This is a genomic window from Bacillus sp. EU55, from assembly GCF_038005925.1.
In the GTDB taxonomy this organism is placed as follows: Bacteria; Bacillota; Bacilli; order Bacillales; family Bacillaceae; genus Bacillus; species Bacillus velezensis.
In genome coordinates this window covers 2,475,089-2,500,523 of sequence record NZ_JBBOUE010000001.1, presented here as the reverse complement: position 1 = coordinate 2,500,523, position 25,435 = coordinate 2,475,089, and the positions used below count along the sequence as shown (strand labels likewise).

The window sequence follows — 25,435 nt, the reverse complement described above, 5'->3', positions numbered from 1 at the left end:
CAAAGCGAATTGATCCGGCAGCTCTCAGACCGGGAGATTGTGATGCAGCTGTATGCCACCCAATTGCTCATATTGGCGGTTTCAGCTGTTATTGGCTTTTTCTTTTTCACCGACATTCACGATTTTTTAAAGCTGTGGCATATACGTGACGATAATATCATATGGTACGGTGTAACTCTTGCCGTCCTTGTCATTTTTGCCGATCTTGCGGTGATGAAATGGTGTCCTTCGCATTTATATGATGACGGCGGCATTAATGTATTGCTTTTTAAGAACAGGCCGGTTTTGCACATTTTGTTTTTGACGCTTCTCATTTCGTTCAGCGAAGAGATTTTGTTCAGAGGTGTTCTGCAGACACATATCGGCTTATGGGCCGCCAGCTTCATTTTTACCGTGCTTCATTTCAGATACTTGGCGAAGTGGCTTCTGTTTATGATGGTTGCGGGCATCAGTCTTTTGCTGGGGCTTATCTATGAATGGACCGGCAATTTATTCGTTCCGGTTACAGCGCATTTTATTATTGATGCGGTATTTGCCTGTCAGATCCGTTTTCAATATGTTAGGAGGGGTTTGCATGACGGAAATGTCAAGAGTTGAAAGAAGAAAAGCTCAGCTGCGTGCCGAGCAGCAGGTTGCCGCGGCCGCGGATGAACAAATTGAATATCTTGAAGACAGCCTCCCGACAAGACAATCTGTAAAAGAGGAGCGTAAAAAAAAGGAAGAGCAGGTAAAGGAAAAAACCAAAACAAAAACGCCGCTGTTCACTTTTCTGACCGTCCTGTTCATTATCGTAACAATCGGTGTCTTTTTCGGTCTTCTTTATATGACGAACAGCAGCAGATTTGACCCGAAGGACTATGAAGATGTCTTCATAGACCACAGTGAAAGCGCGCCTGCCGTTATTCCGAAAGGCGCTCAGAAAGAAACGTCAGAAACCGCTCTTTTAGAACAACAGAAAAAAAAGTCTGACGACAAAGATAAGAAAGAAGCGGCTGCATCTGAAAAAACGAAAGAAAAACCAAGTGAAAAAACACCTGAAAAAACGGAAACGCCCTCAGAAAAACAAGTAAAGCCGACAGACACCGAATACGCGGAGACAAAACAGCAGTCTCCGCCGGCTGTCCGTGAAAAAGCGGCTCCGGCTTCCGCGAGTGATCAAGCCGGGACTGTCCCGAAAAAAGTGCGGACCGTACAGCATACTGTACAGCCGAAAGAAACGCTTTACCGCATTTCAATGAAATATTATAAAAGCCGGGCGGGCGAAGAAAAAATCCGCAGCTACAACGGATTAAACGGAAACGACGTGTACACCGGCCAGGTTCTGAACATTCCGCTGTCTGATTAAAATAAATGCATGTTTTCACCGTGTTTTTCATATAGTGTACCAATGAAAACGGACAAGGTGTGAAGCGCATGGATTCTTTATGGAAGCAATTAGACCGATTTGCTGACGGACCGACGAAACAAATGCTTCAGGCGCTGGTGAAACGGAAATTAAAATACGAAAATTATGCCGCACAATGCCGAAGATGGCAGTGGGCGTCCCTCGTTTGTTTTTCCCTGATGTGCATACTGCTGATGTTTAAAAGCTTTAATGCCCCCCAAGCCTCTCCGCAGCTGATTCTGCAGGAAATATTAGGCCATACGGTTTACTTGTGCTGGATTATGGCTTCCGCTTTTGCGTATTGCACTTCTTATTATTTTAAAAAAAAGGAAGAAAAAGCTGAGGGTGAATTTCATAAACTGAGATGTGAAATTATCCAAAAAAGCACGGATTTATGGCCCCAGCCTGAAAAATGGAGGGCGAGAGAATCTGTTTTTCACTTGATGAAACATCGGTATGATATCAATCTTTATTTTGAAAGCAAATAAAATGAGGCGTTTTCCGGAAAGGATAGAAACGTCTTTTTTTGTTTGTCCGTCTAATATAAGACAATGACAGAATGGAGAGTGCGTTTATGAAGCTTACAGCGGGAATTCTCGGCTCATTGGCGGGAGCGGCTGCGGTTATGGCGGCCGTTATGTACAAAACGGCAAACGGCAGCCATCTGAAAACACATACATTTACGCTTGATAAAATGAAGGGGATGAAGCCGCTCACCATCTTCTTTATATCTGACGTGCACCGCCGTTTAATTGATGAAAAGCTTCTCCGCGAAGCGGCAGTTCATAAGCCGGATGCCGTTTTGCTCGGCGGTGATTTGGCGGAGGGCGGAGTTCCTTACGCCAGAATTGAAGAAAACATCAAACGTCTGACGGCTCTTGCGCCTGTCATGTATGTGTGGGGAAATAACGATTACGAGGTCAGCCAGCAAAAACTGCTCTCTCTTTTACGGGCATATAAAGTGATCCCGCTGAGAAATGAATCGGTTCAGTTTGCTTATAAAGGGGAAACCGTTACGATCTGCGGGGTGGATGATATCAGGATGATGATGGATGATTACGAATCTGCAATCAGATATACGGATGCTGACAAAGTAAACCTCCTGCTTTGCCATAACCCGGACATCCATGAGCAGATGAGGGAGTCAGACGGGATTGACGCTGTGTTCAGCGGCCATACGCATGGCGGCCAAATCCGTTTCGGCCGGTTCGGGCCGTACGAATTGGGCGGGACGGGAACGGTAAAAAAAGCGCATTACCTGATCAGCAACGGCTACGGGACGACAAAAGTTCCGCTGAGGCTCGGGGCGAAACCGGAGACGCATATGATTACGCTGTGCGGACCGGATGAGCCGTCTTCCTGAAACAAACCCGGCCGCGGTGATAAAAAACGGCATTCTGCTTGTCTTCCCGCTGTACACGGTGTAAACTGATAACAAATTAAGAACCTATGACTCATTTATTCATATACTGTGTTATATGATTTGTGTGCAAGAAGAGGCAGGAGGGAACATTATGCGGCTTGAGCGTCTGAACTATAATAAGATTAAAATCTTTTTAACCCTCGACGATTTGACTGATCGTGGACTGACAAAAGAAGACCTCTGGAAGGACTCGTTTAAAGTCCACCAGTTATTTAAAGATATGATGAATGAAGCAAATACAGAGCTCGGCTTTGAAGCGAATGGTCCGATCGCGGTGGAAGTATATTCTCTTCAGGCACAAGGCATGGTTGTGATTGTAACGAAAAATCATGACGCGGACGCAGAAGATGACGAATATGACGATGATTATATCGAGATGCAGGTCAAACTTGACGAAAGCCCGGATATTATTTATCAGTTCCATTCGTTTGAAGATATCATTCAGCTTGCCGGAAGCCTTCACCGAATCGGGATTACCGGCGGCACCGTCTACCACTATGAGAACCAATACTATGTAAGCCTTGAAGACCTCGGCTCCCGTTCCGCCGAAGGCGTCATCGCGGTGCTGGCTGAATACGGACACCCGGCGACGATTACGATTTACAGACTCCATGAGTACGGAAAACTCATCATGGACGGCAATGCTGTGGAGACCATCCAGAAACATTTTTCATAAAAAAGATTTGAAACGGCAGCTGTTTTCAGCGGCCGTCTTTTTTTAAGCGAAATAATGGAAAAATCATTGTCTTTCTTCTATGCACGGAGATATTGAAGGTGTATACTAGTCACTGAAAGGGAGCATGAGAGAAACAGAAGATTTTAGGAGGTTAACTCAAATGGCAGCCGATCGATTCACCGGTCATAATGAAGAAGACAAACATGATGTATTAAAATCAACCCAAACCGTAATACATAAAGCTCTGGAAAAATTGGGGTATCCAGAAGAAGTGTATGAACTGCTGAAAGAGCCGCTCAGATTATTAACGGTTAAAATTCCTGTTCGGATGGATGACGGGTCTGTGAAAATATTTACAGGCTATCGTGCGCAGCACAATGATTCCGTAGGTCCGACAAAAGGCGGCATTCGTTTTCACCCGAATGTAACTGAAAAAGAGGTGAAAGCACTTTCCATCTGGATGAGTTTAAAATGCGGAATTATTGATCTTCCTTATGGCGGTGGTAAAGGCGGAATTGTTTGTGATCCGAGAAATATGTCATTCAGAGAGCTTGAAAGGCTGAGCAGGGGATATGTCAGAGCAATCAGTCAGATTGTCGGACCGACTAAAGACGTCCCGGCACCTGACGTATTTACAAACTCGCAGATTATGGCTTGGATGATGGATGAATATTCAAGAATTGATGAATTTAACTCACCCGGCTTTATTACGGGAAAACCGCTTGTACTCGGCGGGTCCCACGGCAGGGAATCAGCTACGGCAAAAGGCGTCACCATCTGCATAAAAGAAGCGGCCAAGAAAAAAGGTCTCGATATTCAGAACGCGCGCGTCGTTGTACAAGGTTTCGGAAATGCGGGCAGCTACCTGGCCAAGTTTATGCATGACGCCGGCGCGAAAGTTGTCGGAATTTCTGACGCGTACGGAGGCCTTTACGATCCGGACGGTCTTGATATTGATTATCTGCTTGACCGCAGAGACAGCTTCGGAACGGTGACGAAGCTTTTCAATGACACCATTACGAATCAGGAGCTGCTTGAGCTGGACTGTGATATACTTGTCCCGGCGGCGATCGAAAACCAAATTACAGAAGAAAATGCTGACCGCATCAAAGCGAAAATCGTTGTAGAAGCGGCAAACGGACCGACGACACTGGAAGGAACGAAAATCCTGACAGACAAAGGAACGCTGCTGGTTCCCGATGTTCTGGCGAGCGCCGGCGGTGTAACGGTTTCTTATTTCGAATGGGTTCAAAACAACCAGGGCTTCTACTGGAGTGAAGAAGAAGTCGAGGAAAAACTGGAAAATATGATGATAAAATCGTTTAATAATATTTATGAAATGTCCCAAAACCGCCGGATTGACATGAGGCTTGCGGCTTACATGGTCGGTGTGCGGAAAATGGCTGAGGCTTCGCGTTTCAGAGGCTGGATATAAACCAATCGTTTGCATAAACAAAAAAAATCTCCTATGATAATATAGGAGATTTTTTATATGAGTGGAAACTTATGATGGAAATGCCAATCGCAGGAGTTGAAGGACATGACAGAAGAAAAAGCAATTATAATAGGCGGAGGTCCTTGCGGATTATCGGCGGCTATACATCTGAAGCAAATTGGCGTGAACGCGCTTGTGATCGAAAAAGGGAATGTCGTAAACAGCATTTATAACTATCCGACCCACCAAACTTTTTTCAGTTCAAGTGAAAAATTGGAGATCGGCGATGTTGCCTTTATTACGGAAAACAGAAAACCGGTCCGAATACAGGCTCTCTCTTACTACAGAGAGGTCGTCAGAAGAAAAGAGCTGCGCGTAAACGCCTTTGAAACAGTGGAGCGCGTAACGAAACAGGAAGACGGCCGTTTTCTTGTAGAAACATCAAAAGACCGCTACCTCACTCCGTTTTGTATCATTGCGACAGGATATTATGATCATCCGAATTATATGAACATCCCGGGTGAAGGGCTTCCTAAGGTATTTCATTACTTTAAAGAAGGCCATCCTTATTTTGATAAAGATGTTGCTGTGATCGGCGGGAAAAACTCAAGTGTTGACGCGGCTTTGGAACTGGTGAAGTCCGGTGCGCGCGTCACTGTGCTCTACAGAGGACATGAGTACTCTCCGAGCATCAAGCCGTGGATTCTGCCTGAGTTTGAGGCCCTTGTCAGAAACGGCACAATCCGGATGGAATTCGGCGCTTGTCTTGAAGAAGTGACGGAAGATGAAATCATTTTCCGCTCCGGCCGAAATGAGACGGTCCGGCTGAAAAACGATTTCGTATTTGCCATGACGGGATACCATCCCGATCACGGTTTCCTCGAAAAAATCGGTGTGCGGATTGATGCTGAATCAGGCCGGCCGTTTTTCCGGGAAGAAACGATGGAAACAAATGTTGACGGTGTTTTTATCGCCGGAGTCATTGCGGCTGGAAATAACGCCAATGAAATTTTTATCGAGAACGGCCGTTTTCACGGCGGCTTGATCGCAAACGAAATATCAAAACGGCTGGGTAGAGAGAGCATATGATCATTCATATGCTCTTTTTTAAAAAAATTGAAAGATGTAAAAATATGAACAACATGGTACCATAGATATAGGAATATAAAGGAAAGAGGTTGCCTGATGTTTGCAATCATCTCTGCAGGAATTGCTCCCGGCATTGCGCTGTTAAGCTATTTTTATTTAAAAGATCAGTATGACAATGAACCCGTACATATGGTGCTGAGGTCTTTTTTTCTCGGGGTTGTCCTTGTGTTTCCGACCATGTTTATCCAATATGTTCTTGAAAAAGAGCATGTGGGGGGAGGAAGCTTTTTCGTTTCGTTTTTGTCTTCGGGATTTCTGGAAGAATCGGTGAAATGGTTCGTTCTGATGATCAGTGTGTATCCGCATGCTCATTTTGATGAGCATTATGACGGAATCGTTTACGGGGCCAGTGTGTCTTTAGGATTTGCCACGCTTGAAAATATTCTGTATCTATTCGGCCACGGCGTTGAGCATGCTTTCATCAGGGCGCTTCTGCCGGTCTCCTGCCATGCGCTGATCGGAGTGATTATGGGATTTTATCTCGGAAAAGCCCGCTTTTCGCAGAAAAAAGCCCGTGTCAAATGGCTTGTGATTTCGCTGGCCGTGCCTTCATGTCTGCACGGTTCTTACGATTTTATTCTTACCGCCCTCAATCATTGGGTATATTATATGCTGCCGTTTATGCTGTTTTTATGGTGGTTCGGGCTGCGAAAGGCAAAAAAAGCACGCTCCGTCAATATGATCCAAGTGTGAAGAAACCGCGCGTCGCGTGCGGTTTCTTTTTTATGCCTTGACAGGGGATAAGAAGGAAACGTGCATAAAAATAACCTCGTGACAGACAATACGGGTACACTTTAAATTTTGCAGTAGGAGGCTTGAAGAGATGAAGTGCAAAGGAGCCTTTATGGCATGTCTCATTCTATTTTCTTTCGCCGCCGCTTTCTTCGATCATCATGAAACGGTTCATGCGTTTTCAAATCAAGTGATTCAAAGAGGCGCGACGGGTGATGATGTTATAGAATTGCAGGCCCGTCTTCAATATAACGGATTTTATAACGGGAAAATCGATGGTGTTTACGGCTGGACCACATACTGGGCCGTGAGAAATTTTCAGGAGAAATTCGGCATGAAGCCGGTTGACGGCCTCGTCGGCGCGAAAACCAAACAGGTGCTGATTTCAAAATCAAAATATTACCGTGAATATGTAATGGAGCAGATCCAAAAAGGGAATACGTTCACTCATTATGGCAACGTCCCATTGGAAAACCAAACAAAACCGAGAGCCGGAACGCAGAAGCCGGCGGGAACGAATAAGCCTGCTCAAAAGCCGCAAAACAATACAGGCGGTCAGTCAAATCAAAAGCAAAATACGACAGCGGCCAATATGCCTGGCGGTTTCTCAAACAACGACATCAATCTTTTGGCACAGGCTGTGTACGGGGAAGCGCGCGGTGAGCCGTTTGAAGGGCAGGTTGCCATCGCCGCGGTTATTTTAAACCGTATTAAAAGCCCGTTATTTCCGAATACGGTGGCCGGCGTCATTTTCGAACCGCTCGCGTTTACCGCCGTTGCCGACGGCCAAATATATATGCAGCCGAATGAAAGGGCAAAAGAAGCGGTTCTTGATGCGATCAACGGCTGGGATCCTTCTGAAAACGCGATTTATTATTTCAATCCTGATACGGCGACAAGCAAATGGATTTGGGGACGTCCGCAGATAAAAAGAATCGGAAAACACATTTTCTGTGAGTAAAAGTACGCAAAATGAGGTGTTAACATGATTAGAGGAATCATTATCGCTGTTCTCGGTGTCGCGATCGCCGCAACCGGATACTGGGGATATAAAGAGCATCAGGAAAAAGATGCGGTCCTTCTGCATGCGGAAAATAATTATCAGAGGGCTTTTCATGAATTGACGTACCATGTTGATCAGCTTCACGACAAAATCGGGACGACGCTTGCAATGAACAGTAAAAAATCTCTGTCTCCGGCGCTCATTGATGTATGGAGAATTACATCTGAAGCACATAACAATGTGAGCCAGCTGCCGCTGACTCTCATGCCTTTTAATAAGACGGAGGAGTTTTTATCCAACATAGGAGATTTCAGCTATAAAACATCCGTCCGGGATTTAGATCAAAAACCGCTTGATAAGAAAGAATATACAACACTGAACAGCCTGTACAAACAGGCGGAGAACATTCAAAACCAGCTCCGCAGCGTTCAGCATCTCGTCATGAGCAAAAATTTACGGTGGATGGATGTTGAGATGGCACTCGCCTCTGACAAAAAACAAAGCGATAATACGATCGTCGACAGCTTTAAAACAGTCGAAAAAAATGTAGGCGCTTTTTCTGAAGACAGCATCAGCCCCACATTTACGGGAGCAAATACAGAACGAAAAGGTTTTACGCATCTGAAAGGAAAACAAATTACGGAAAAAGAAGCGGTCAAAATCGCACAACGGTTTGCGCCTGATCATAATTATTCAATTAAAGTGGTCAAAAGCGGCAGGAAGACGAATCGGGACGTATACAGCATCCGCATGAAAGACGCCGACAACAAGTCTTTTATCTATATGGATATTACCCAAAAAGGCGGACATCCGGTCTATTTGATTCAAAAACGGGCCGTGAAGAAACAAAAGATCAGCCTCAATGAAGCATCTAACCGGGCCGTCGCGTTTTTAAAGAAAAATGGATATGAAACAAAAGGCCTCGAAATTGATGAAAGCGCGCAATATAATAACATCGGCGTCTTTTCTTTTATCCCCGTGGAGAAAAATGTCCGCATTTATCCGGAAGCCATCCGAATGAAAGTGGCGCTGGATGATGGTGAAGTCGTCGGTTTTTCCGCGCGTGATTACCTGGCGGCGCACCGCACGAGAACGATTCCGGCTCCCGCTTTGTCAGCTGATGAAGCGAAAGCGAAGCTGAATAAAAATGTTGAAGTGCGGGAGACCCGGCAGGCGCTGATCACGAATGAACTCGGTCAGGAAGTGCTTTGCTATGAAATGCTCGGAACGATCGGGAAAGACACGTATCAAATGTTCATTAATGCGGACGACGGAAAAGAGGAAAAAATAGAAAAGTTAAAAAGTGCAGAACCTATATATAAAGACCTATAAAAATAAAGGAGGAAAGGACTAAAAGTCTTTTCCTTTTTTTCGTTACATGCTTTAATAAAAGCATAAATAATGAAAGAGTGAAGGCCCATGATAGCTGTCGGAGATTATATTTGGATTGAATACATAGAGAACAATGAGCCCAAAAAAGCGAGGAGCAAAGCAGTAAGCGTTGAAAACGGCGAACTGCACATCTCATATCCCGTCGATCTGGATTCGGGACGGACGGTCTTTTTGCATAAAGGATTGGAAATAACAGCGGAATTTATGGGGAATGGCCAAGTGCCGTATCAATTTAAAAGCATAATCAAAGGAAAGAAAAAAGACCCCATCCCGATGATCGGATTGGACATCCCCCCTCAGGAGGAAATGAAGCGGATTCAAAGACGCCGATACGTCCGTGCAGACGCAGTATTGGATGTATCCGTCAAAATGGAAGCGAAAAAAACCGCTTTCCAAACGGTTTCCTCTAATATCAGCGCCGGCGGAATCGCTGTTGTGATGCCTGAGCATATTTCCGCGGAACCAGGTGAAAAGCTGTATGTCTCATTTTCTCTTCCCGGCAAGGAAAATACGGCGGATATTATTGCCGAGGCTGTTATCCAGCGGATTTTTTATGATGAAAAGGCGGATAAACAAAAAATGACGCTTGAATTTGCAGAAATCGCTCCCGCTTCGCAGCAGCTTTTACTCCAATATTGTATGCGCGCGCAGCTGCAGCAGAGAAGAAACAGTCTGTCGGAATAAACAGCAGCGCACTTTTCCATACTAATCCTAATGGAGGTGCGCGTGTATGAAAACGTTTGAACGTCTGCTGATCAAATTGGTCTGCATTCAGCTTATCATTTTGGGCGCGGTGCAGTTTTTGCTTCATTATCAGCCTATTGAACCTTATATTTCGAAAGCTGTGAAATATGAGGGAGTTGATAAAATGGAGAAAAAAGAATGGATTGAAACGGTAAAGCGGTAAATCAGCTCAATTTTTTCGCCCCTTTTCCGGCAGTTCATGATACAATCCATAGAGGAGTAAAGAGCAAGGAGAGAGATTATGGACAAGAAATTATCAATTGCGATCGACGGGCCGGCCGCTGCCGGAAAAAGCACCGTTGCTAAAATAGTGGCTGAGAAAAAATCATATGTGTACATTGATACAGGAGCGATGTATCGTGCCATTACATATACGGCGCTCAAGCAGAATGCCGATTTAACCGATGAAGCCGCGCTTACAGAGCTGCTGAAGCATACGGAAATTGAGCTTGTATCCGCTCCGGAAGGACAAATCGTTCTGGTAAACGGAGAAGATGTGACAGAAGAAATCCGAAAAGACGAAGTCAGCAACCAAGTATCAATCGCCGCCAAGCATAAAGGCGTCAGAGAAGAAATGGTCAAAAGACAGCAGCAGCTCGGAGAAAAAGGCGGTGTCGTCATGGACGGCCGTGATATCGGTACTCACGTGCTGCCTGATGCCGAAGTGAAAATTTTTCTGCTCGCGTCCGTAGAGGAAAGAGCGAAGCGCCGATATGAAGAGAATAAGAAAAAAGGCTATGACGTGAATTACGAGACGCTCATTGAAGAAATTGCCAGACGCGACAAACTCGATTCAGAGAGGGAAGTTTCCCCGCTGCGCAAAGCGGAAGACGCGATTGAAATCGATACGACGTCACTAAGCATTGCCGAAGTCGCAGGAAAAATTCTGGAGATCGTCGATCAGAAATCACGTTAAGCCCGGGCGGAGCGCTTTATAATTTTTTTCGAAAGACAAGATGTTATTGCTTGACAAACCAGTCCATTTATTAGAAGTTAATACTAATAAAACTTTTTATTGATCATTCAAAATCTTTTTTGGATGATTCTTTAATACATATTCGGCTGAAAAGCGGACATTCACATGTTCAGCTTTCAAACCGTATTAATTAAGCTGTGTAGGTTTGGACCAAGGAGGTTATTCAAATGACAGAGGAAATGAATCAAATTGATGTTCAAGTGCCAGAGGTTGGAGATGTAGTAAAAGGGATTGTGACAAAGGTAGAGGACAAGCATGTAGATGTCGAAATTGTCAATGTCAAACAGTCCGGAATCATTCCAATCAGTGAATTATCAAGTCTTCATGTAGAGAAAGCATCGGATGTCGTAAAAGTTGACGACGAGCTTGACCTGAAAGTAACAAAAGTGGAAGACGATGCTTTGATTTTATCTAAACGTGCCGTTGATGCTGACCGCGCTTGGGAAGACCTTGAAAAAAAATTCGACACAAAAGAAGTGTTTGAAGCTGAAGTGAAAGATGTGGTGAAAGGCGGTCTCGTCGTTGATATCGGCGTTCGCGGCTTCATTCCCGCATCACTTGTCGAAGCTCATTTCGTCGAGGATTTCACTGACTATAAAGGGAAAACCCTCTCTCTTATCGTCGTTGAACTCGACCGTGATAAAAACCGGGTGATTCTGTCACACCGGGCTGTAGTGGAAAAAGAACAGACAGCCAAAAAGCATGATTTTCTCCAAACGCTTGAGGTTGGAAGCGTGCTTGAAGGAAAAGTGCAGCGTCTGACTGATTTCGGCGCATTTGTCGACATCGGCGGAATTGACGGGCTTGTTCATATTTCGCAGCTGTCTCATTCACACGTCGAAAAACCGTCTGACGTGGTGGAAGAAGGTCAGGACGTAAAAGTGAAAGTACTGTCCGTAGACCGCGATAACGAGCGTATTTCTTTATCTATTAAAGAAACGCTGCCGGGACCTTGGAGCCAGATCGGCGAAAAGGTAAAACAGGGAGATGTGCTTGAAGGAAAAGTGCAGCGCCTTGTAAGCTTCGGCGCCTTCGTTGAAATTCTTCCGGGCGTGGAAGGACTTGTGCACATTTCGCAAATTTCCAATAAACATATCGGAACGCCGCATGAAGTGCTTGAAGAAGGACAGACTGTTAAAGTGAAAGTGCTTGACGTGAACGAAAGCGAAGAGCGCATTTCCTTAAGCATGCGTGAGCTTGAAGAAGCGCCGAAAGCCGATCAGGAGGACTTCCGCCAATACCAGGCGAAAGAAGAGCCGAGCACCGGCTTCCAGCTTGGCGATTTAATCGGAGACAAGCTTAATAAATTAAAATAAATTGGTGATAAAACGTGACACGAGCAGAACGAAAAAGAGAACATATAAATCATGCGCTGTCTACCGGCCAAAACCGGGAAACGGGGCTTGATGATATTACGTTTGTTCATGTCAGTCTACCGAACCTAGCATTGGAAAAAGTGGATATATCAACGAAAATCGGCGGACTCACAAGCAGTTCGCCGATTTTTATCAATGCGATGACAGGCGGCGGCGGACAGCTTACATACGAAATTAACAGATCGCTGGCAAGAGCTGCGCGCAAAGCCGGCATGCCGCTGGCTGTCGGTTCGCAAATGTCAGCTTTAAAAGATCCCTCCGAACGGTATTCTTACGAGATCGTCAGAAAAGAGAATCCGGACGGGCTGATATTTGCCAATTTAGGCAGCGAGGCGGATGCCGAGCAGGCGAAAAGGGCAGTTGATATGATTCAAGCAGATGCCCTCCAGATACATTTAAATGTGATTCAGGAGATCGTCATGCCAGAGGGTGACAGAAGCTTTACTGGTGCTCTCGGCCGTATTGAGCGGATTGCGGCGGAAACGGGAGTGCCCGTTTTTGTCAAAGAAGTCGGCTTCGGAATGAGCAAGGAATCGGCACGGCAGTTATTTGATGCTGGCGCAGCAGCAGTTGATGCCGGCGGATACGGCGGTACAAATTTCTCTAAGATCGAAAATATGCGCAGAGAGAAGGCGCTTCAATTTTTTAATACGTGGGGAATTTCCACTGCCGCAAGCTTAGCGGAAATCCACTCGCTCTCCGCTGATCAATCAATTATCGCATCCGGCGGGCTGCAAAGTGCCCTGGATGTCGCCAAATCGATTGCCCTCGGCGCTTCCAGCGCGGGAATGGCGGGCACTTTCCTGAAAGCTCTCACTTCTAAAGGAGAAGAGGGTCTGTTTGACGAGATGACGGCGCTTTTACAAGAGCTGAAAATGATTATGACGGCCCTCGGATGCCAATCGGTTGCCCAATTGCAAAAGGCGCCTTTGGTCATAAAAGGTGACACACATCACTGGCTTTCTGAACGGGGAATTGACACATCCCGTTTCAGCAGACGTTAAAAGGCATGCGGACCCGCATGCCTTTTTCTGTTTTTTACGATTTTCTTTTTCGGAATTCCCCGTTTTGCTCAAGGCTTGTCGCTCCTTTATGGTGAATCGAATCATCGCGATCAGATTCCACTCGTCGGGAGGCTTTCAGTTTTTTCTCCTGTCTGTCTTTTCCCATCCTTATCCGCTCCTTTCAGGCATAATTGGTTTAAAAAATGCGCTCCCGCTCCATACTGATCAGAGGAGGAGCGATTATGGAACCGTTTTATTATTACTGGTCAATGTGGTTTTTATGGATACTTGCGACTTTTATTTTTGCCAAGACGAAAAGCCGTTTTTACGTATCAGTCTTTATTTTGACTAATATGATGGCAAGCATACATCAGATTACGGCTTATTTTACGCTGAATGCGGCATATGTCATGTTTTTTACTGCGGCATTTGTTTATGCGGGAAGCCTCGGCATGCATAAACGGCTCCGTAATATTGTGATTCATCTGACGGCGTCTGCGGCGTACGGCTTTATTTTTCTTTTTGCATTATATGACCCTGTTTGGTTTATCATAAAACCTGAATGGGCGGCGGTTATACTGCTTACCGTTATTACGCTTTCCGTTGAGGGGCGGTTCCCTGAGAGGCTTTGTCTTTTTGTTCTCGGCATGTGCCAGGGGGAACTATTGTATGCTGCGGTCATCCGCAATATTGCGGGTGCGGCAGCCGTCGGTGATTATCAATGGCTTTCAGGATGTTCGGCGGGAGTGATTCTTCTCGTCGGACTGACTACATATGAACAGCTTGCGGCGCGCATCAGCCAAAAAAGCAAAAAGCAGGGCAAAGGAGCGACAAAAATGTCTTGAAAACAGACGAAGACTGTTACATGAATGCGAAACATTTTGAAGAATACATTGTGATCTCAGTGAAAACTGATATAATAAATGAGTTAAGCCCTTCTGTTTGAAGGGTTCTTTTCATAGCGAAGATGATTTTTAATAACCGGTTGAACAATTTTTTGTGAAAATGTAAGCGGCTGGATTGAAAGGAAGGGTACTATGGGTAAACCTGTCGTAGCCATTGTCGGAAGACCGAATGTGGGAAAATCCACAATCTTTAACCGGATTGCGGGTGAAAGAATTTCAATAGTAGAAGATACCCCCGGAGTGACGCGGGACCGGATATACAGTTCGGCGGAATGGCTGAATTATGATTTTAACCTGATTGATACGGGCGGAATTGATATCGGAGACGAACCGTTTCTGACACAGATCCGCCAGCAGGCTGAAATCGCCATGGACGAGGCTGATGTGATCATCTTTATGGTGAACGGCCGCGAAGGTGTGACGTCTGCGGATGAAGAAGTGGCAAAAATACTGTACCGGACAAAAAAACCGGTCGTATTAGCCGTTAATAAATTAGATAATACCGAAATGAGAGCGAACATCTATGACTTTTATGCGCTCGGCTTTGGAGAACCGTATCCGATTTCGGGCACACACGGTTTAGGATTGGGAGATTTGCTCGATGCTTGTGCCGAGCATTTTAAAAACATTCCGGAGACGAAGTACAGTGATGATGTCGTTCAATTCTGCCTGATCGGCCGCCCGAATGTCGGAAAATCATCCCTTGTCAATGCGATGCTCGGCGAAGAGCGGGTTATCGTGAGCAACGTAGCCGGAACGACTAGAGACGCTGTGGATACGGCGTTCACCTACAATCAGCAGGAATTTGTAATCGTTGACACGGCGGGAATGAGAAAAAAGGGTAAAGTATATGAAACAACAGAAAAATACAGTGTGCTTCGGGCGTTAAAAGCCATTGACCGCTCAGACGTCGTCGGCGTTGTGCTGAATGCAGAAGAAGGCATCCTTGAGCAGGACAAGCGGATCGCCGGATACGCCCATGAAGCCGGGAAAGCCGTCGTCATTATCGTAAACAAATGGGATGCCGTTGATAAAGACGAGCGCACGATGAAAGAATTTGAACAGAATATTCGGGAACATTTCCAATTTCTTGATTATGCGCCGGTGCTGTTTATGTCGGCACTGACGACAAAGCGGATTCATACACTCATGCCTGCGATTATTAAAGCGAGTGAAAACCACTCTCTCCGCGTGCAGACAAATGTCTTAAATGATGTCATCATGGATGCGGTCGCCATGAATCCGACTCCGACGCACAACGGCTCCCGTCTGAAAATTTATTATGCGACTCAAGTCGCTGTTAAGCCGCCGAGCTTCGTTGTTTTTGTCAACGATCCGGAACTGATGCATTTTTCTTATGAACGCTTTTTAGAAAACCGAATCCGGGACGCTTTCGGATTTGAAGGTACGCCAATTAAAATATTTGCAAGAGCAAGAAAATAAAAAGGTGTGATACAGAGATGAAAAAAGTGGCAATGCTTGGAGCGGGAAGCTGGGGCACTGCACTTTCTTTAGTGCTGGCTGATAACGGACATCGAGTTATGATGTGGGGACACCGTGCCGAATTGATCGATCAAATCAACGAACTGCATGAAAACAAAGATTACCTGCCGGGGGTGGAGCTATCAAGTTCTATCATCGGTACAGCTGATTTAAACGAGGCTTTAAAAGGAGCGGACTTCATCATTGTGGCAGTTCCGACAAAAGCCATTCGGGAAGTGCTGAAAAAGGCTCTGCCGTACATCCCGAAACAATCGATTTTTGTTCATGTCAGCAAGGGAATTGAGCCGGATTCGCTTCTCCGTATTTCAGAATTAATGGAAGAGGAGCTGCCTGAGGAGTACAGAAAAGACATCGTCGTGCTTTCAGGGCCGAGCCACGCTGAGGAAGTCGGATTAAGACACCCGACGACTGTTACATCATCTTCAAAAAATATCAAGGCTGCAGAAGCGGTTCAGGATTTATTCATGAACCAGCATTTCCGCGTCTATACCAATCCGGATATGATCGGTGTTGAAATAGGGGGAGCGTTAAAGAATATCATCGCTCTTGCAGCGGGGATTACAGACGGATTGGGATACGGAGATAATGCAAAAGCGGCCTTAATCACCCGAGGTCTTGCTGAAATCGCCAGACTCGGCACAAAGATGGGCGGAAATCCGCTCACCTTTTCCGGCCTGACCGGCGTAGGCGATTTGATCGTGACGTGTACAAGCGTTCATTCCCGAAACTGGCGCGCCGGCAACCTGCTCGGCAAAGGATATAAGCTGGAAGCTGTCCTGGATAAGATGGGGATGGTTGTTGAAGGCGTGCGGACGACGAAAGCTGCGTATCAGCTGTCTCAAAAATACCAAGTGAAAATGCCGATCACAGAGGCGCTTCACCAAGTATTATTTAACGGGCAGAAGGTAGAAACGGCCGTAGAATCCTTAATGGCCAGAGTGAAAACCCATGAGATGGAAGACTTGGTCAACACATTCGAAAACCGGGTGAAGTGACAATAACATGCCGTCAGCATATTCTGAAGTGACGAAAGTCCAAAACGCAGAACTCTCCGGCTGAAATCGCTTAAAACATTTGCTGATTTAGGCAGAAGAGGATGCAGACGTACGCATCTACGCATACTATAGCATCGAAGTCCAAGAGAGTGTATCTCAGACGTACAGGTGAATATAGTCAACTTGACTGAAGCAAAGTCCCCCTCTTTGCTTCAGTTTTTTTGTTTTTTCAATAGATGGAAAACCTGTTGATCTTTTCAACATTTGTATATTAAAATGAAATATAACGCTTACAATGATGGGACGGGGGGCACGAACGTGAGTGTGGCATTGATGAAAATGTGGTTTGCGCTTGGTGCTATGGGATTAATGTTTGTTGCGGTGGCCTCTATTTATGTCAGCAGGTACAAAGTGAAAAACAAACTGATAAAAGCAGCGGTTTCTTCACTCGCTTATGCCTGCATGGTCATCTCGGGATTGATCGTGTTAATGGTTGTTTTCAGCGGGCCTGTCAATGAATAAAGCCGAAAGGGGGCGCGGAATGCATAAGTTAAAAATGGCCGTCATAACGGCAATGGCGGTGCTTCTGCTGTCCGGCTGTCTGTACCCTGAAGCGAAAAAAACTGAAAATAAAGTCTCTTACAAACATCAGCTTCAGCAGGTGCAAGCGGCAGTGGATGAATTTAAAAAGGCGAACGGCGGACTTCTGCCGATTCAGACAAAAGATATGAAAACACCGCTCTATCAAAAATATCCGATAGATTTTAAGCGGCTCGCGCCCAGATACATAGAGGAGCCGCCGGCCTCAGCTTATGAAAGCGGAGGAATGTACCAATACGTGCTTGTCGACGTGGAAAATAAGCCGACCGTCAAGCTGGTCGATCTCCAAATGGCGGAAGCAATCCGCGACATGAAGCTGCGTGTCAAAATGTATCAGGAAAAGCATACATATCCTCCCTATGAGGACGCCGTTTCAAAAGGGCTGTTCACTTTAAATAAAAAAAAGCTCGGCATGAAAGACTCTCCTTCAGTCAAAAGTCCGGTTTCAGGCACGTCTCTGCCGCTTTTAATCGGCGCTGACGGAGAAATCTATGCCGACTATCGCGTCGATCTAGCCCGCTGCCTGAAGGAAAACAAAAAGAAAATCAAACCGGGCGCGGAAATTCAGGATATTTTATGGAAAGAGACTCCTTTCGTCCCGGCCTTTTCAGTCACATACACCGTAAATGAAAAACAGGAACCCGTTTTTTTAGAAAGTCAAACGAAACAGGAATGAACCTTTTTCCCGCGCATACAAATAGGGAGAAAGGTTTTTTTGATTTTGATAGAAAAGACTGCCTGAAAATTTTCTAAAGATGTCATATTGAAATAGGACAACGTCATACACATATAGTGTCCTGTATTTGATTGGAGAATGGTGAATGAAAAATGATAAGGATAGGAAGTCCGGGAGGGGATCACTTGGAAAAGGTCGATATTTTCAAGGATATCGCTGAACGAACAGGGGGCGATATATACTTAGGAGTCGTTGGCGCTGTCCGTACAGGGAAATCTACATTCATTAAAAAATTTATGGAGCTCGTGGTGCTCCCGAATATCAGCAATGAGGCCGATCGAGCGCGGGCGCAGGATGAGCTTCCGCAAAGCGCAGCAGGAAAAACGATAATGACCACAGAACCAAAATTTGTCCCGAATCAAGCCATGTCCGTTCATGTCGCAGAAGGACTTGATGTCAACATCCGTCTTGTGGATTGTGTGGGATATACGGTTCCCGGGGCGAAGGGATATGAGGATGAAAACGGCCCGAGAATGATCAATACACCTTGGTACGAAGAACCGATTCCCTTTCATGAGGCAGCGGAAATCGGTACGAGAAAAGTCATCCAGGAACACTCCACAATCGGGGTCGTCATTACGACAGACGGCTCAATCGGCGATATTGCGCGGGGCGATTACGTGGAAGCGGAAGAAAGAGTCATCGACGAGCTGAAGGAAGTCGGCAAACCGTTTATTATGGTCATCAACTCGGTAAAACCGTACCACCCGGAAACAGAAGCGCTCAGAGCTGAATTAAGCGCGAAATATGATATTCCCGTCCTCGCCATGAGTGTTGAAAGCATGCGGGAAACAGATGTGTTAAGCGTCCTCAGAGAAGCGCTTTACGAGTTCCCTGTGCTGGAAGTCAATGTCAACCTTCCGAGCTGGGTCATGGTGCTGAAGGAAAATCACTGGCTCAGAGAGAGCTACCAGGAATCAGTGAAAGAAACCGTAAAAGATATTAAACGCCTGCGTGATGTCGACCGGGTTGTCGGCCACTTCAGTGAATTTGAGTTTATTGAAAGCGCCGGTCTGGCCGGAATCGAACTTGGCCAGGGTGTCGCAGAAATTGATTTGTATGCGCCGGATCATTTATATGACCAGATTTTAAAAGAAGTGGTCGGCGTTGAAATCCGCGGGAAAGACCACCTGCTTGAATTAATGCAGGACTTCGCCCACGCGAAAAAAGAATATGATCAGGTATCAGATGCGCTGAAAATGGTGAAACAGACCGGCTACGGCATTGCCGCCCCGGCCTTAACCGATATGAGCCTTGATGAACCGGAAATCATCAGGCAGGGATCAAGGTTCGGAGTAAGGCTCAAAGCGGTCGCTCCGTCTATTCATATGATCAAAGTGGATGTGGAAAGTGAATTCGCGCCGATCATCGGGACGGAAAAACAAAGTGAAGAGCTTGTCCGCTACTTAATGCAGGACTTTGAAGATGATCCGCTTTCTATCTGGAACTCCGATATTTTCGGCAGATCATTGAGCTCTATCGTAAGAGAAGGAATCTCCGCAAAACTGTCACTCATGCCGGAAAATGCGAGATATAAACTGAAAGAAACACTGGAGAGAATTATTAACGAAGGCTCAGGCGGCCTGATCGCCATTATTTTGTAAGCTGAAGGACCTCTTCCTGAAACGGGGGGTCTTTTTTTATTCTTTTTAGATACTGGAAATCAATCAAGGATTAGGAGGAAAAAAGCAAAAAAAGGAATATTTGTTCGGTAAAACACGTGAAAACCTTGACGAGCAAGGGATTGAGGCTTTAAAATGCTTGATATGGCTTTTTATATGTGTTACTCTACATACAGAAAATCTTCACTTTGTTGGACAAACATTCCTCAAAGTGTCTGTTTTCTTATGAAAAGCCGTTTACTTGTCTGTTCTTCCCTGCTTTGATTTTTTATCAGACAGGTTTAGAATCAGGCTGAACTGTGAAGAAATGATAATAAACTGCTGATTTGATACCCTTTTGGGAGGAGGTGAAAGGCATGAACAAGACAGAACTAATCAATGCGGTTGCTGAAGCAAGCGAATTGTCTAAAAAAGACGCTACAAAAGCAGTTGATTCTGTTTTTGATACGATTTTAGATGCACTTAAAAACGGTGATAAAATCCAACTGATCGGTTTCGGTAACTTTGAGGTGCGCGAGCGCTCTGCACGTAAAGGACGTAACCCGCAAACAGGTGAAGAAATCGAAATCCCTGCAAGCAAGGTACCTGCTTTCAAACCAGGTAAAGCTCTTAAAGACGCTGTTGCAGGAAAATAATTGTGAATATAGATCGTGTATGCATCTGATACATACACTTTGTTTCTTCACAGAAAAGCCCCTTGATAAAGGGGCTTTTCATATTTAAGCAGCCTCGGTCACCGGGCAGGACTTTCGTTTTGCTTTTGGCGCGGCAAATGTGCTAGAATCGAAATTAAATGTATTCAATGGTGGAGGACACAGACAATGAAAGAAGTTAATAAAGAACAGATTGAACAGGCGGTTCGCCAGATTTTAGAGGCGATTGGAGAAGACCCGGACCGGGAAGGGCTTTTAGATACGCCGAAACGCGTGGCAAAAATGTACGCGGAAGTATTCTCGGGATTAAACGAAGACCCGAAAGAACACTTTAAAACCGTTTTCGGAGAAGACCATGAGGAGCTTGTTCTTGTAAAAGATATCGCGTTTCATTCCATGTGTGAACATCACCTTGTTCCTTTTTACGGAAAAGCGCATATTGCCTACATTCCGCGCGGCGGCAAAGTGACGGGCCTGAGTAAATTGGCGCGGGCGGTGGAAGCCGTCTCAAAACGCCCGCAGCTGCAGGAGCGCATCACTTCAACGATTGCAGAAAGCATCGTAGAGACCTTAGATCCCCACGGCGTCATGGTTGTCGTCGAAGCTGAGCATATGTGCATGACGATGAGGGGCGTAAGAAAGCCGGGTGCAAAAACAGTGACTTCCGCTGTAAGAGGTATTTTTAAAGATGACGCAGCGGCGCGTTCCGAAGTGTTAGAACATATTAAACGTGCGGATTAATAATGATAGAGGGTGCAGATATGAATTCAAAGCATTCAAGTGATTTTGTCGTCATTAAAGCGGTCGAGGACGGCGTGAACGTCATCGGTTTAACGAGAGGAACGGATACGAAATTTCACCATTCCGAAAAACTGGACAAAGGCGAAGTAATTATCGCTCAGTTTACTGAGCATACCTCTGCCATCAAAGTGAGAGGCAACGCCCTCATCCAGACCGCTTACGGAGAAATGAACAGCGAAAAAAAATAAGCCGGCTGTTTCCCGCTTTTGCCAAATGCCCGCAAACGGCGGGAGAATACAGCCAATTTCTTTTTTTTATGCTATAATGATACCTGCGTATAATAATGACGAGTAAATCTCATACATATTAGAATAAATGTGAATTTGGGGACAAGGGTGATATTTTTGCAAGACATCTACGGAACTTTAGCGAATCTAAATACGAAATTAAAACAAAAGCTGTCTCATCCTTATTTAGCGAAACATATTTCTGCGCCTAAAATCGATGAGGATAAGCTTCTTCTTTTTCACGCTTTGTTTGAAGAGGCGGACATTAAGAACAATGACAGAGAAAATTACATAGTAACTGCGATGCTTGTCCAAAGCGCCCTTGATACCCACGATGAAGTGACAACAGCCAGAGCGTTAAAGCGAGACGAAAATAAAAACCGGCAGCTCACCGTGCTTGCCGGCGACTATTTCAGCGGACTGTATTATTCGCTTTTATCTGAAATGAAGGATATCTATATGATACGGACGCTCGCTACGGCAATTAAAGAAATCAATGAGCATAAAATCCGTCTGTACGATCGGTCTGTCAATGACTTGAATCAATTGATCGAAAGCATGGCGATTGTGGAAGCGGCCCTGTTTCACAGAGTGTCAGACCACTTTAATCTTCCGCGCTGGAAAGAGCTGGCGAGTGATTTTTTTGTATATAAGCGGCTGATGAACGGCAATGCTATATTTCTCGATGTCATCGGCAATATTGTAAAGTCAGGGAAATCAAAGGCTGACATAATGGAAGATAGCTTCCGAAAGGCAAAGCAAAGCATTGAAACGCTGCTGCCGCTCAATTCACCAATCCAAAACCTAATGCTGAACCGGCTTACGGCGATCAGCCGGGACAAAACATATCATCAGAAAGTGGAAGAAGGGTAATCAACATGCAGGAGTCAAAAGAACAGCGCGTACACGGCGTGTTTGAAAAAATCTATAAAAATTATGACCAAATGAACTCTGTTATCAGTTTTCAGCAGCATAAAAAATGGCGCGATAAAACGATGCAGATCATGAATGTAAAAGAAGGCGCAAAAGCGCTTGATGTCTGCTGCGGAACGGCTGACTGGACGATTGCCCTCGCAGAAGCGGCCGGAAAAAGCGGCGAAATCAAAGGACTGGATTTCAGCAAAAATATGCTGAGCATCGGTGAGAAAAAAGTGAAAGAGGGCGGTTACAGCCAAATTGAGCTTTTGCACGGAAATGCGATGGAGCTTCCTTTCGCTGATGATTCTTTTGATTTTGTCACCATCGGCTTCGGGCTGCGAAACGTTCCCGACTATCTGACCGTGCTGAAAGAAATGCGGCGGGTCGTCAAACCGGGCGGGCAGGTCGTATGTCTGGAAACATCCCAGCCGGAAATGTTCGGATTCAGACAGGCATATTTTCTTTATTTTAAATACATCATGCCTTTCTTCGGAAAAATGTTTGCGAAGAGCTATAAAGAATATTCTTGGCTTCAAGAATCGGCAAGAGAATTTCCCGGTATGAAAGAACTTGCGCGTCTGTTTGAAGAAGCGGGCCTGACGAATGTCAAATACCATTCGTTTACCGGCGGAGTGGCCGCTACGCATATCGGTTGGAAATGATGAATATACAGATGTTTGGGTGAATGATATGAAATTTAAAATGGCCTATTCTTTTTTAAATGACGATATTGATGTGATCGAAAGGGAGCTTGAGCAAACGGTGCGGTCAGACTATCCCTTGCTGAGTGAAGCCGGGCTCCATCTGCTCCAGGCGGGAGGCAAGAGGATCCGCCCCGTTTTCGTATTGCTTTCCGGCATGTTCGGCGACTATGACATTAATAAAATAAAATATGTTGCGGTGACGCTGGAAATGATTCATATGGCGTCCCTCGTGCATGACGACGTCATTGATGACGCCGAGCTGCGGAGGGGAAAACCGACCATCAAAGCCAAGTGGGACAACCGCATCGCCATGTATACCGGTGATTATATGCTAGCGGGCTCACTTGAGATGATGACGAGATTGGATGAGCCGAAAGCCCACCGGATCCTGTCCAAAACCATCGTAGAAGTATGCCTCGGAGAAATTGAACAGATCAGAGATAAATACAATATGGAGCAAAACCTCAGAACCTATTTGCGCCGCATCAAACGGAAAACGGCTCTTCTCATTGCCGTCAGCTGCCAGCTCGGCGCCATCGCTTCGGGAGCTGATGAGAAGATTCACAAAGCATTATATTGGTTCGGTTATTACGTGGGCATGTCCTATCAGATTATTGACGACATTCTTGATTTCACTTCAACGGAAGAGGAACTGGGAAAACCGGTCGGAGGGGATCTGCTGCAAGGAAATGTCACTCTGCCCGTTTTGTACGCGCTCCGTCAGCCTGAATTGAAAAATCAGCTGAAATTAATTAACAGTGAAACAACACAGGAGCAGCTCGCCCCCATTATTGAAAATATTAAACGCACAGACGCGATTGAAAAATCAATGGCCGTCAGTGACAGGTACTTAAAAAAAGCGTTTGAAAAACTGAATACACTGCCGAGAGGACGGGCGCGCTCATCATTGGCCGCCATCGCCAAATATATCGGCAAACGGAAATTTTAAATTCCTTTTACGAACAAGATGTGAACATTCTCCGCCCTGGATTGATTAATTGTCAGAAAGATGTTACGATTTCGGTGTGCAACTTGAAAGCCTATACATAATGATGGGGTGGAGAATCTTATGGAAAAAACTTTTATCATGGTAAAACCGGACGGCGTACAGCGCCAGCTGATCGGAGAGATTTTATCCAGATTTGAGCGTAAGGGCTTACAATTGGCAGGAGCCAAGCTAATGCAAGTTTCAGAACAGATGGCTGAAAACCATTATGCTGAACATAAAGGGAAGCCGTTTTTCGGCGAGCTTGTGGAATTCATTACATCAGGACCCGTATTTGCAATGGTATGGGAAGGGGAAAATGTAGTAGAGATCACAAGACAGCTGATCGGAAAAACGAACCCGAAAGATGCACTGCCGGGCACGATCCGCGGTGACTACGGCATGTTTGTCGGCAAAAATATCATTCACGGTTCAGACTCCTTAGAAAGCGCTGAGCGGGAAATTCACATTTTCTTTAAACAGGAAGAGCTTGTACCGTATCAAAAATTAATGGCCGACTGGGTGTACTAAGCCGTCAGCCTTTCTTTTTCTCGTATTATGAAAAGGTTTACATCATTTATGAAAGACAGAGGCTGCGCCGCCCTGTCTTTTCGTTTCTCACAAATCAGCCCGCGGGCTGATTTTTTTATTGAAATCGTACAATTTCGACAGAAAACAGGCTATACTAGGACAAAAGACAGCGAGATTGGGAGAGAAGCAATGGAGCCTTACGACATTTTTATCACCAAGTGGAAACAAATAACCGGCGTTGATTTATCTTTATACAAAGAAGCACAGATGAAAAGGCGGCTGACGTCCCTTTATGAAAAGAAGGGGTTCAGAGATTTTCAGGAATTTGCCGCCGCTTTGGAAAAGGACAAGCTTTTATTAAACGAAACATTGGACAGAATGACGATCAATGTTTCTGAATTTTACCGAAATTATAAACGGTGGGAAGTTCTTGAAACCTCAATTCTTCCGTTAATAAAGCATAACAAACCGTTAAAAATATGGAGTGCGGCCTGTTCAACGGGAGAGGAGCCCTATACTTTGGCTATGATTCTCAATCAGCAGACGGGACTGGCCGGATTTGATATATTGGCGACAGATATTGATGAAAAGGCGCTAAGCAAAGCCAAGCGGGGCATCTATCAGGAACGCTCGCTGCAAGAGGTGCCGGCTTCCGTGAAAAGCCGTTATTTCACCAAGCAGGCTGACAGCAGCTATCAAGTAAAACAAGAGATTCAGAAAAACATCCGGTTTAAGCGGCACAACCTGCTTGCCGACAGCTATGAACAGGATTTTGACCTGATCGTCTGCCGCAACGTCTTTATTTATTTTACTGAAAAAGCAAAAGAAGAGCTGTATGTGAAAATGGCGGGCAGTCTGAAAAAGAACGGAATTCTGTTTGTCGGCAGTACAGAACAAATTTTCAGCCCGGAAAAATTCGGCCTTGAGAGCACTGATACATTTTTTTATCAAAAAAGATAGA

The 25,435-nt window shown here is 45.3% G+C and carries 30 protein-coding genes; 29 read left to right on the top strand and 1 reads right to left on the bottom strand.

What is annotated here, in order from left to right; translation table 11 throughout:
- The first annotated feature begins 9 nt into the window (after window positions 1-9).
- The 15 genes from NYE50_RS12810 (at window position 10) to fni (ending at window position 13,294) form a co-directional block, all read left to right on the top strand.
- Window positions 10-597 (top strand): CPBP family intramembrane glutamic endopeptidase, encoded by a 588-nt coding sequence (locus NYE50_RS12810; RefSeq protein WP_007409441.1) that lies wholly within the window; start codon window positions 10-12, stop codon window positions 595-597.
- Window positions 575-1,345: a LysM peptidoglycan-binding domain-containing protein gene (locus tag NYE50_RS12805; protein WP_014418272.1), complete on the top strand. Its 771-nt coding sequence runs from the start codon at window positions 575-577 to the stop codon at window positions 1,343-1,345. The genes NYE50_RS12810 and NYE50_RS12805 overlap by 23 nt, the downstream gene beginning before the upstream one ends.
- A 68-nt stretch (window positions 1,346-1,413) precedes the next feature.
- A complete protein-coding gene (locus NYE50_RS12800; RefSeq protein WP_007409443.1) occupies window positions 1,414-1,872 on the top strand; it encodes a YpbF family protein in 459 nt (152 codons plus the stop codon).
- A gap of 86 nt (window positions 1,873-1,958) precedes the next feature.
- Window positions 1,959-2,747, top strand: a complete 789-nt coding sequence (locus NYE50_RS12795) for a metallophosphoesterase (protein ID WP_022553024.1) — start codon at window positions 1,959-1,961, stop codon at window positions 2,745-2,747.
- 151 nt (window positions 2,748-2,898) lie between these two features.
- A complete protein-coding gene (locus NYE50_RS12790; RefSeq protein ID WP_003153412.1) occupies window positions 2,899-3,483 on the top strand; it encodes a genetic competence negative regulator in 585 nt (194 codons plus the stop codon).
- 160 nt (window positions 3,484-3,643) lie between these two features.
- Window positions 3,644-4,918, top strand: a complete 1,275-nt coding sequence (gudB, locus tag NYE50_RS12785; protein WP_003153413.1) for an NAD-specific glutamate dehydrogenase — start codon at window positions 3,644-3,646, stop codon at window positions 4,916-4,918.
- A gap of 105 nt (window positions 4,919-5,023) precedes the next feature.
- The gene (locus tag NYE50_RS12780) at window positions 5,024-6,007 is read left to right on the top strand and encodes a YpdA family putative bacillithiol disulfide reductase (RefSeq protein WP_014418270.1); all 984 of its coding nucleotides are present in this window, start codon (window positions 5,024-5,026) and stop codon (window positions 6,005-6,007) included.
- Window positions 6,008-6,103: 96 nt separating this feature from the next.
- Window positions 6,104-6,760 carry a glutamic-type intramembrane protease PrsW gene (prsW, locus tag NYE50_RS12775; RefSeq protein ID WP_003153415.1) on the top strand — a complete coding sequence of 219 codons (657 nt, stop codon included), beginning with the start codon at window positions 6,104-6,106 and terminating at the stop codon, window positions 6,758-6,760.
- A 130-nt stretch (window positions 6,761-6,890) separates the two neighbouring features.
- Window positions 6,891-7,760: a spore cortex-lytic enzyme gene (gene sleB / locus NYE50_RS12770; protein ID WP_007409447.1), complete on the top strand. Its 870-nt coding sequence runs from the start codon at window positions 6,891-6,893 to the stop codon at window positions 7,758-7,760.
- Window positions 7,761-7,784: 24 nt separating this feature from the next.
- Window positions 7,785-9,134, top strand: coding sequence for a germination protein YpeB (gene ypeB, locus NYE50_RS12765; RefSeq protein WP_007409448.1), 1,350 nt, complete (start codon window positions 7,785-7,787; stop codon window positions 9,132-9,134).
- 87 nt (window positions 9,135-9,221) lie between these two features.
- The gene (locus NYE50_RS12760) at window positions 9,222-9,878 is read left to right on the top strand and encodes a flagellar brake protein (protein WP_014418269.1); all 657 of its coding nucleotides are present in this window, start codon (window positions 9,222-9,224) and stop codon (window positions 9,876-9,878) included.
- 46 nt (window positions 9,879-9,924) lie between these two features.
- Entirely contained in the window at window positions 9,925-10,101 is a 177-nt protein-coding gene (locus NYE50_RS12755; protein WP_014418268.1) for a YpfB family protein, read from the top strand.
- A gap of 78 nt (window positions 10,102-10,179) precedes the next feature.
- Window positions 10,180-10,854, top strand: coding sequence for a (d)CMP kinase (gene cmk, locus NYE50_RS12750; RefSeq protein ID WP_014418267.1), 675 nt, complete (start codon window positions 10,180-10,182; stop codon window positions 10,852-10,854).
- Between the two features lie 227 nt (window positions 10,855-11,081).
- Window positions 11,082-12,230 carry a 30S ribosomal protein S1 gene (gene rpsA / locus NYE50_RS12745; protein WP_003153426.1) on the top strand — a complete coding sequence of 383 codons (1,149 nt, stop codon included), beginning with the start codon at window positions 11,082-11,084 and terminating at the stop codon, window positions 12,228-12,230.
- Between the two features lie 14 nt (window positions 12,231-12,244).
- The gene (fni, locus tag NYE50_RS12740) at window positions 12,245-13,294 is read left to right on the top strand and encodes a type 2 isopentenyl-diphosphate Delta-isomerase (RefSeq protein ID WP_014418266.1); all 1,050 of its coding nucleotides are present in this window, start codon (window positions 12,245-12,247) and stop codon (window positions 13,292-13,294) included.
- A gap of 34 nt (window positions 13,295-13,328) precedes the next feature.
- On the opposite strand, the gene NYE50_RS12735 is transcribed toward fni, so the two are convergent.
- A complete protein-coding gene (locus tag NYE50_RS12735; protein WP_003153429.1) occupies window positions 13,329-13,460 on the bottom strand; it encodes a YpzI family protein in 132 nt (43 codons plus the stop codon).
- 76 nt (window positions 13,461-13,536) lie between these two features.
- Between NYE50_RS12735 and NYE50_RS12730 the strand changes: the two genes are divergently transcribed.
- The 14 genes from NYE50_RS12730 (at window position 13,537) to NYE50_RS12665 (ending at window position 25,434) form a co-directional block, all read left to right on the top strand.
- Window positions 13,537-14,139 (top strand): YphA family membrane protein, encoded by a 603-nt coding sequence (locus tag NYE50_RS12730; protein WP_014418265.1) that lies wholly within the window; start codon window positions 13,537-13,539, stop codon window positions 14,137-14,139.
- Between the two features lie 192 nt (window positions 14,140-14,331).
- A complete protein-coding gene (gene der / locus NYE50_RS12725) occupies window positions 14,332-15,642 on the top strand; it encodes a ribosome biogenesis GTPase Der (RefSeq protein WP_003153433.1) in 1,311 nt (436 codons plus the stop codon).
- A gap of 17 nt (window positions 15,643-15,659) precedes the next feature.
- The gene (locus NYE50_RS12720; protein ID WP_172870086.1) at window positions 15,660-16,697 is read left to right on the top strand and encodes an NAD(P)H-dependent glycerol-3-phosphate dehydrogenase; all 1,038 of its coding nucleotides are present in this window, start codon (window positions 15,660-15,662) and stop codon (window positions 16,695-16,697) included.
- Window positions 16,698-17,015: 318 nt separating this feature from the next.
- A complete protein-coding gene (locus NYE50_RS12715) occupies window positions 17,016-17,219 on the top strand; it encodes a DUF2768 domain-containing protein (protein WP_003153435.1) in 204 nt (67 codons plus the stop codon).
- A 19-nt stretch (window positions 17,220-17,238) separates the two neighbouring features.
- A complete protein-coding gene (locus NYE50_RS12710) occupies window positions 17,239-17,973 on the top strand; it encodes a hypothetical protein (protein ID WP_003153436.1) in 735 nt (244 codons plus the stop codon).
- 185 nt (window positions 17,974-18,158) lie between these two features.
- Complete coding sequence (gene spoIVA, locus NYE50_RS12705) at window positions 18,159-19,637, top strand: stage IV sporulation protein A (RefSeq protein ID WP_003153438.1); 1,479 nt, start codon at window positions 18,159-18,161, stop codon at window positions 19,635-19,637.
- A 374-nt stretch (window positions 19,638-20,011) separates the two neighbouring features.
- A complete protein-coding gene (gene hbs / locus NYE50_RS12700; protein WP_003153447.1) occupies window positions 20,012-20,290 on the top strand; it encodes a non-specific DNA-binding protein Hbs in 279 nt (92 codons plus the stop codon).
- Window positions 20,291-20,476: 186 nt separating this feature from the next.
- Window positions 20,477-21,049 carry a GTP cyclohydrolase I FolE gene (gene folE, locus NYE50_RS12695; RefSeq protein WP_003153448.1) on the top strand — a complete coding sequence of 191 codons (573 nt, stop codon included), beginning with the start codon at window positions 20,477-20,479 and terminating at the stop codon, window positions 21,047-21,049.
- 20 nt (window positions 21,050-21,069) lie between these two features.
- Window positions 21,070-21,297, top strand: a complete 228-nt coding sequence (gene mtrB / locus NYE50_RS12690) for a trp RNA-binding attenuation protein MtrB (RefSeq protein WP_003153449.1) — start codon at window positions 21,070-21,072, stop codon at window positions 21,295-21,297.
- A gap of 156 nt (window positions 21,298-21,453) precedes the next feature.
- Window positions 21,454-22,209: a heptaprenyl diphosphate synthase component 1 gene (hepS, locus tag NYE50_RS12685; protein ID WP_021494244.1), complete on the top strand. Its 756-nt coding sequence runs from the start codon at window positions 21,454-21,456 to the stop codon at window positions 22,207-22,209.
- 5 nt (window positions 22,210-22,214) lie between these two features.
- Entirely contained in the window at window positions 22,215-22,916 is a 702-nt protein-coding gene (gene menG, locus NYE50_RS12680) for a demethylmenaquinone methyltransferase (RefSeq protein WP_003153453.1), read from the top strand.
- Window positions 22,917-22,944: 28 nt separating this feature from the next.
- A complete protein-coding gene (hepT, locus tag NYE50_RS12675) occupies window positions 22,945-23,907 on the top strand; it encodes a heptaprenyl diphosphate synthase component II (protein WP_003153454.1) in 963 nt (320 codons plus the stop codon).
- Between the two features lie 120 nt (window positions 23,908-24,027).
- Window positions 24,028-24,474, top strand: coding sequence for a nucleoside-diphosphate kinase (gene ndk, locus NYE50_RS12670; RefSeq protein ID WP_007409456.1), 447 nt, complete (start codon window positions 24,028-24,030; stop codon window positions 24,472-24,474).
- A gap of 189 nt (window positions 24,475-24,663) precedes the next feature.
- A complete protein-coding gene (locus NYE50_RS12665; RefSeq protein WP_021494243.1) occupies window positions 24,664-25,434 on the top strand; it encodes a protein-glutamate O-methyltransferase in 771 nt (256 codons plus the stop codon).
- The last annotated feature ends 1 nt before the right edge of the window (window position 25,435 follow it).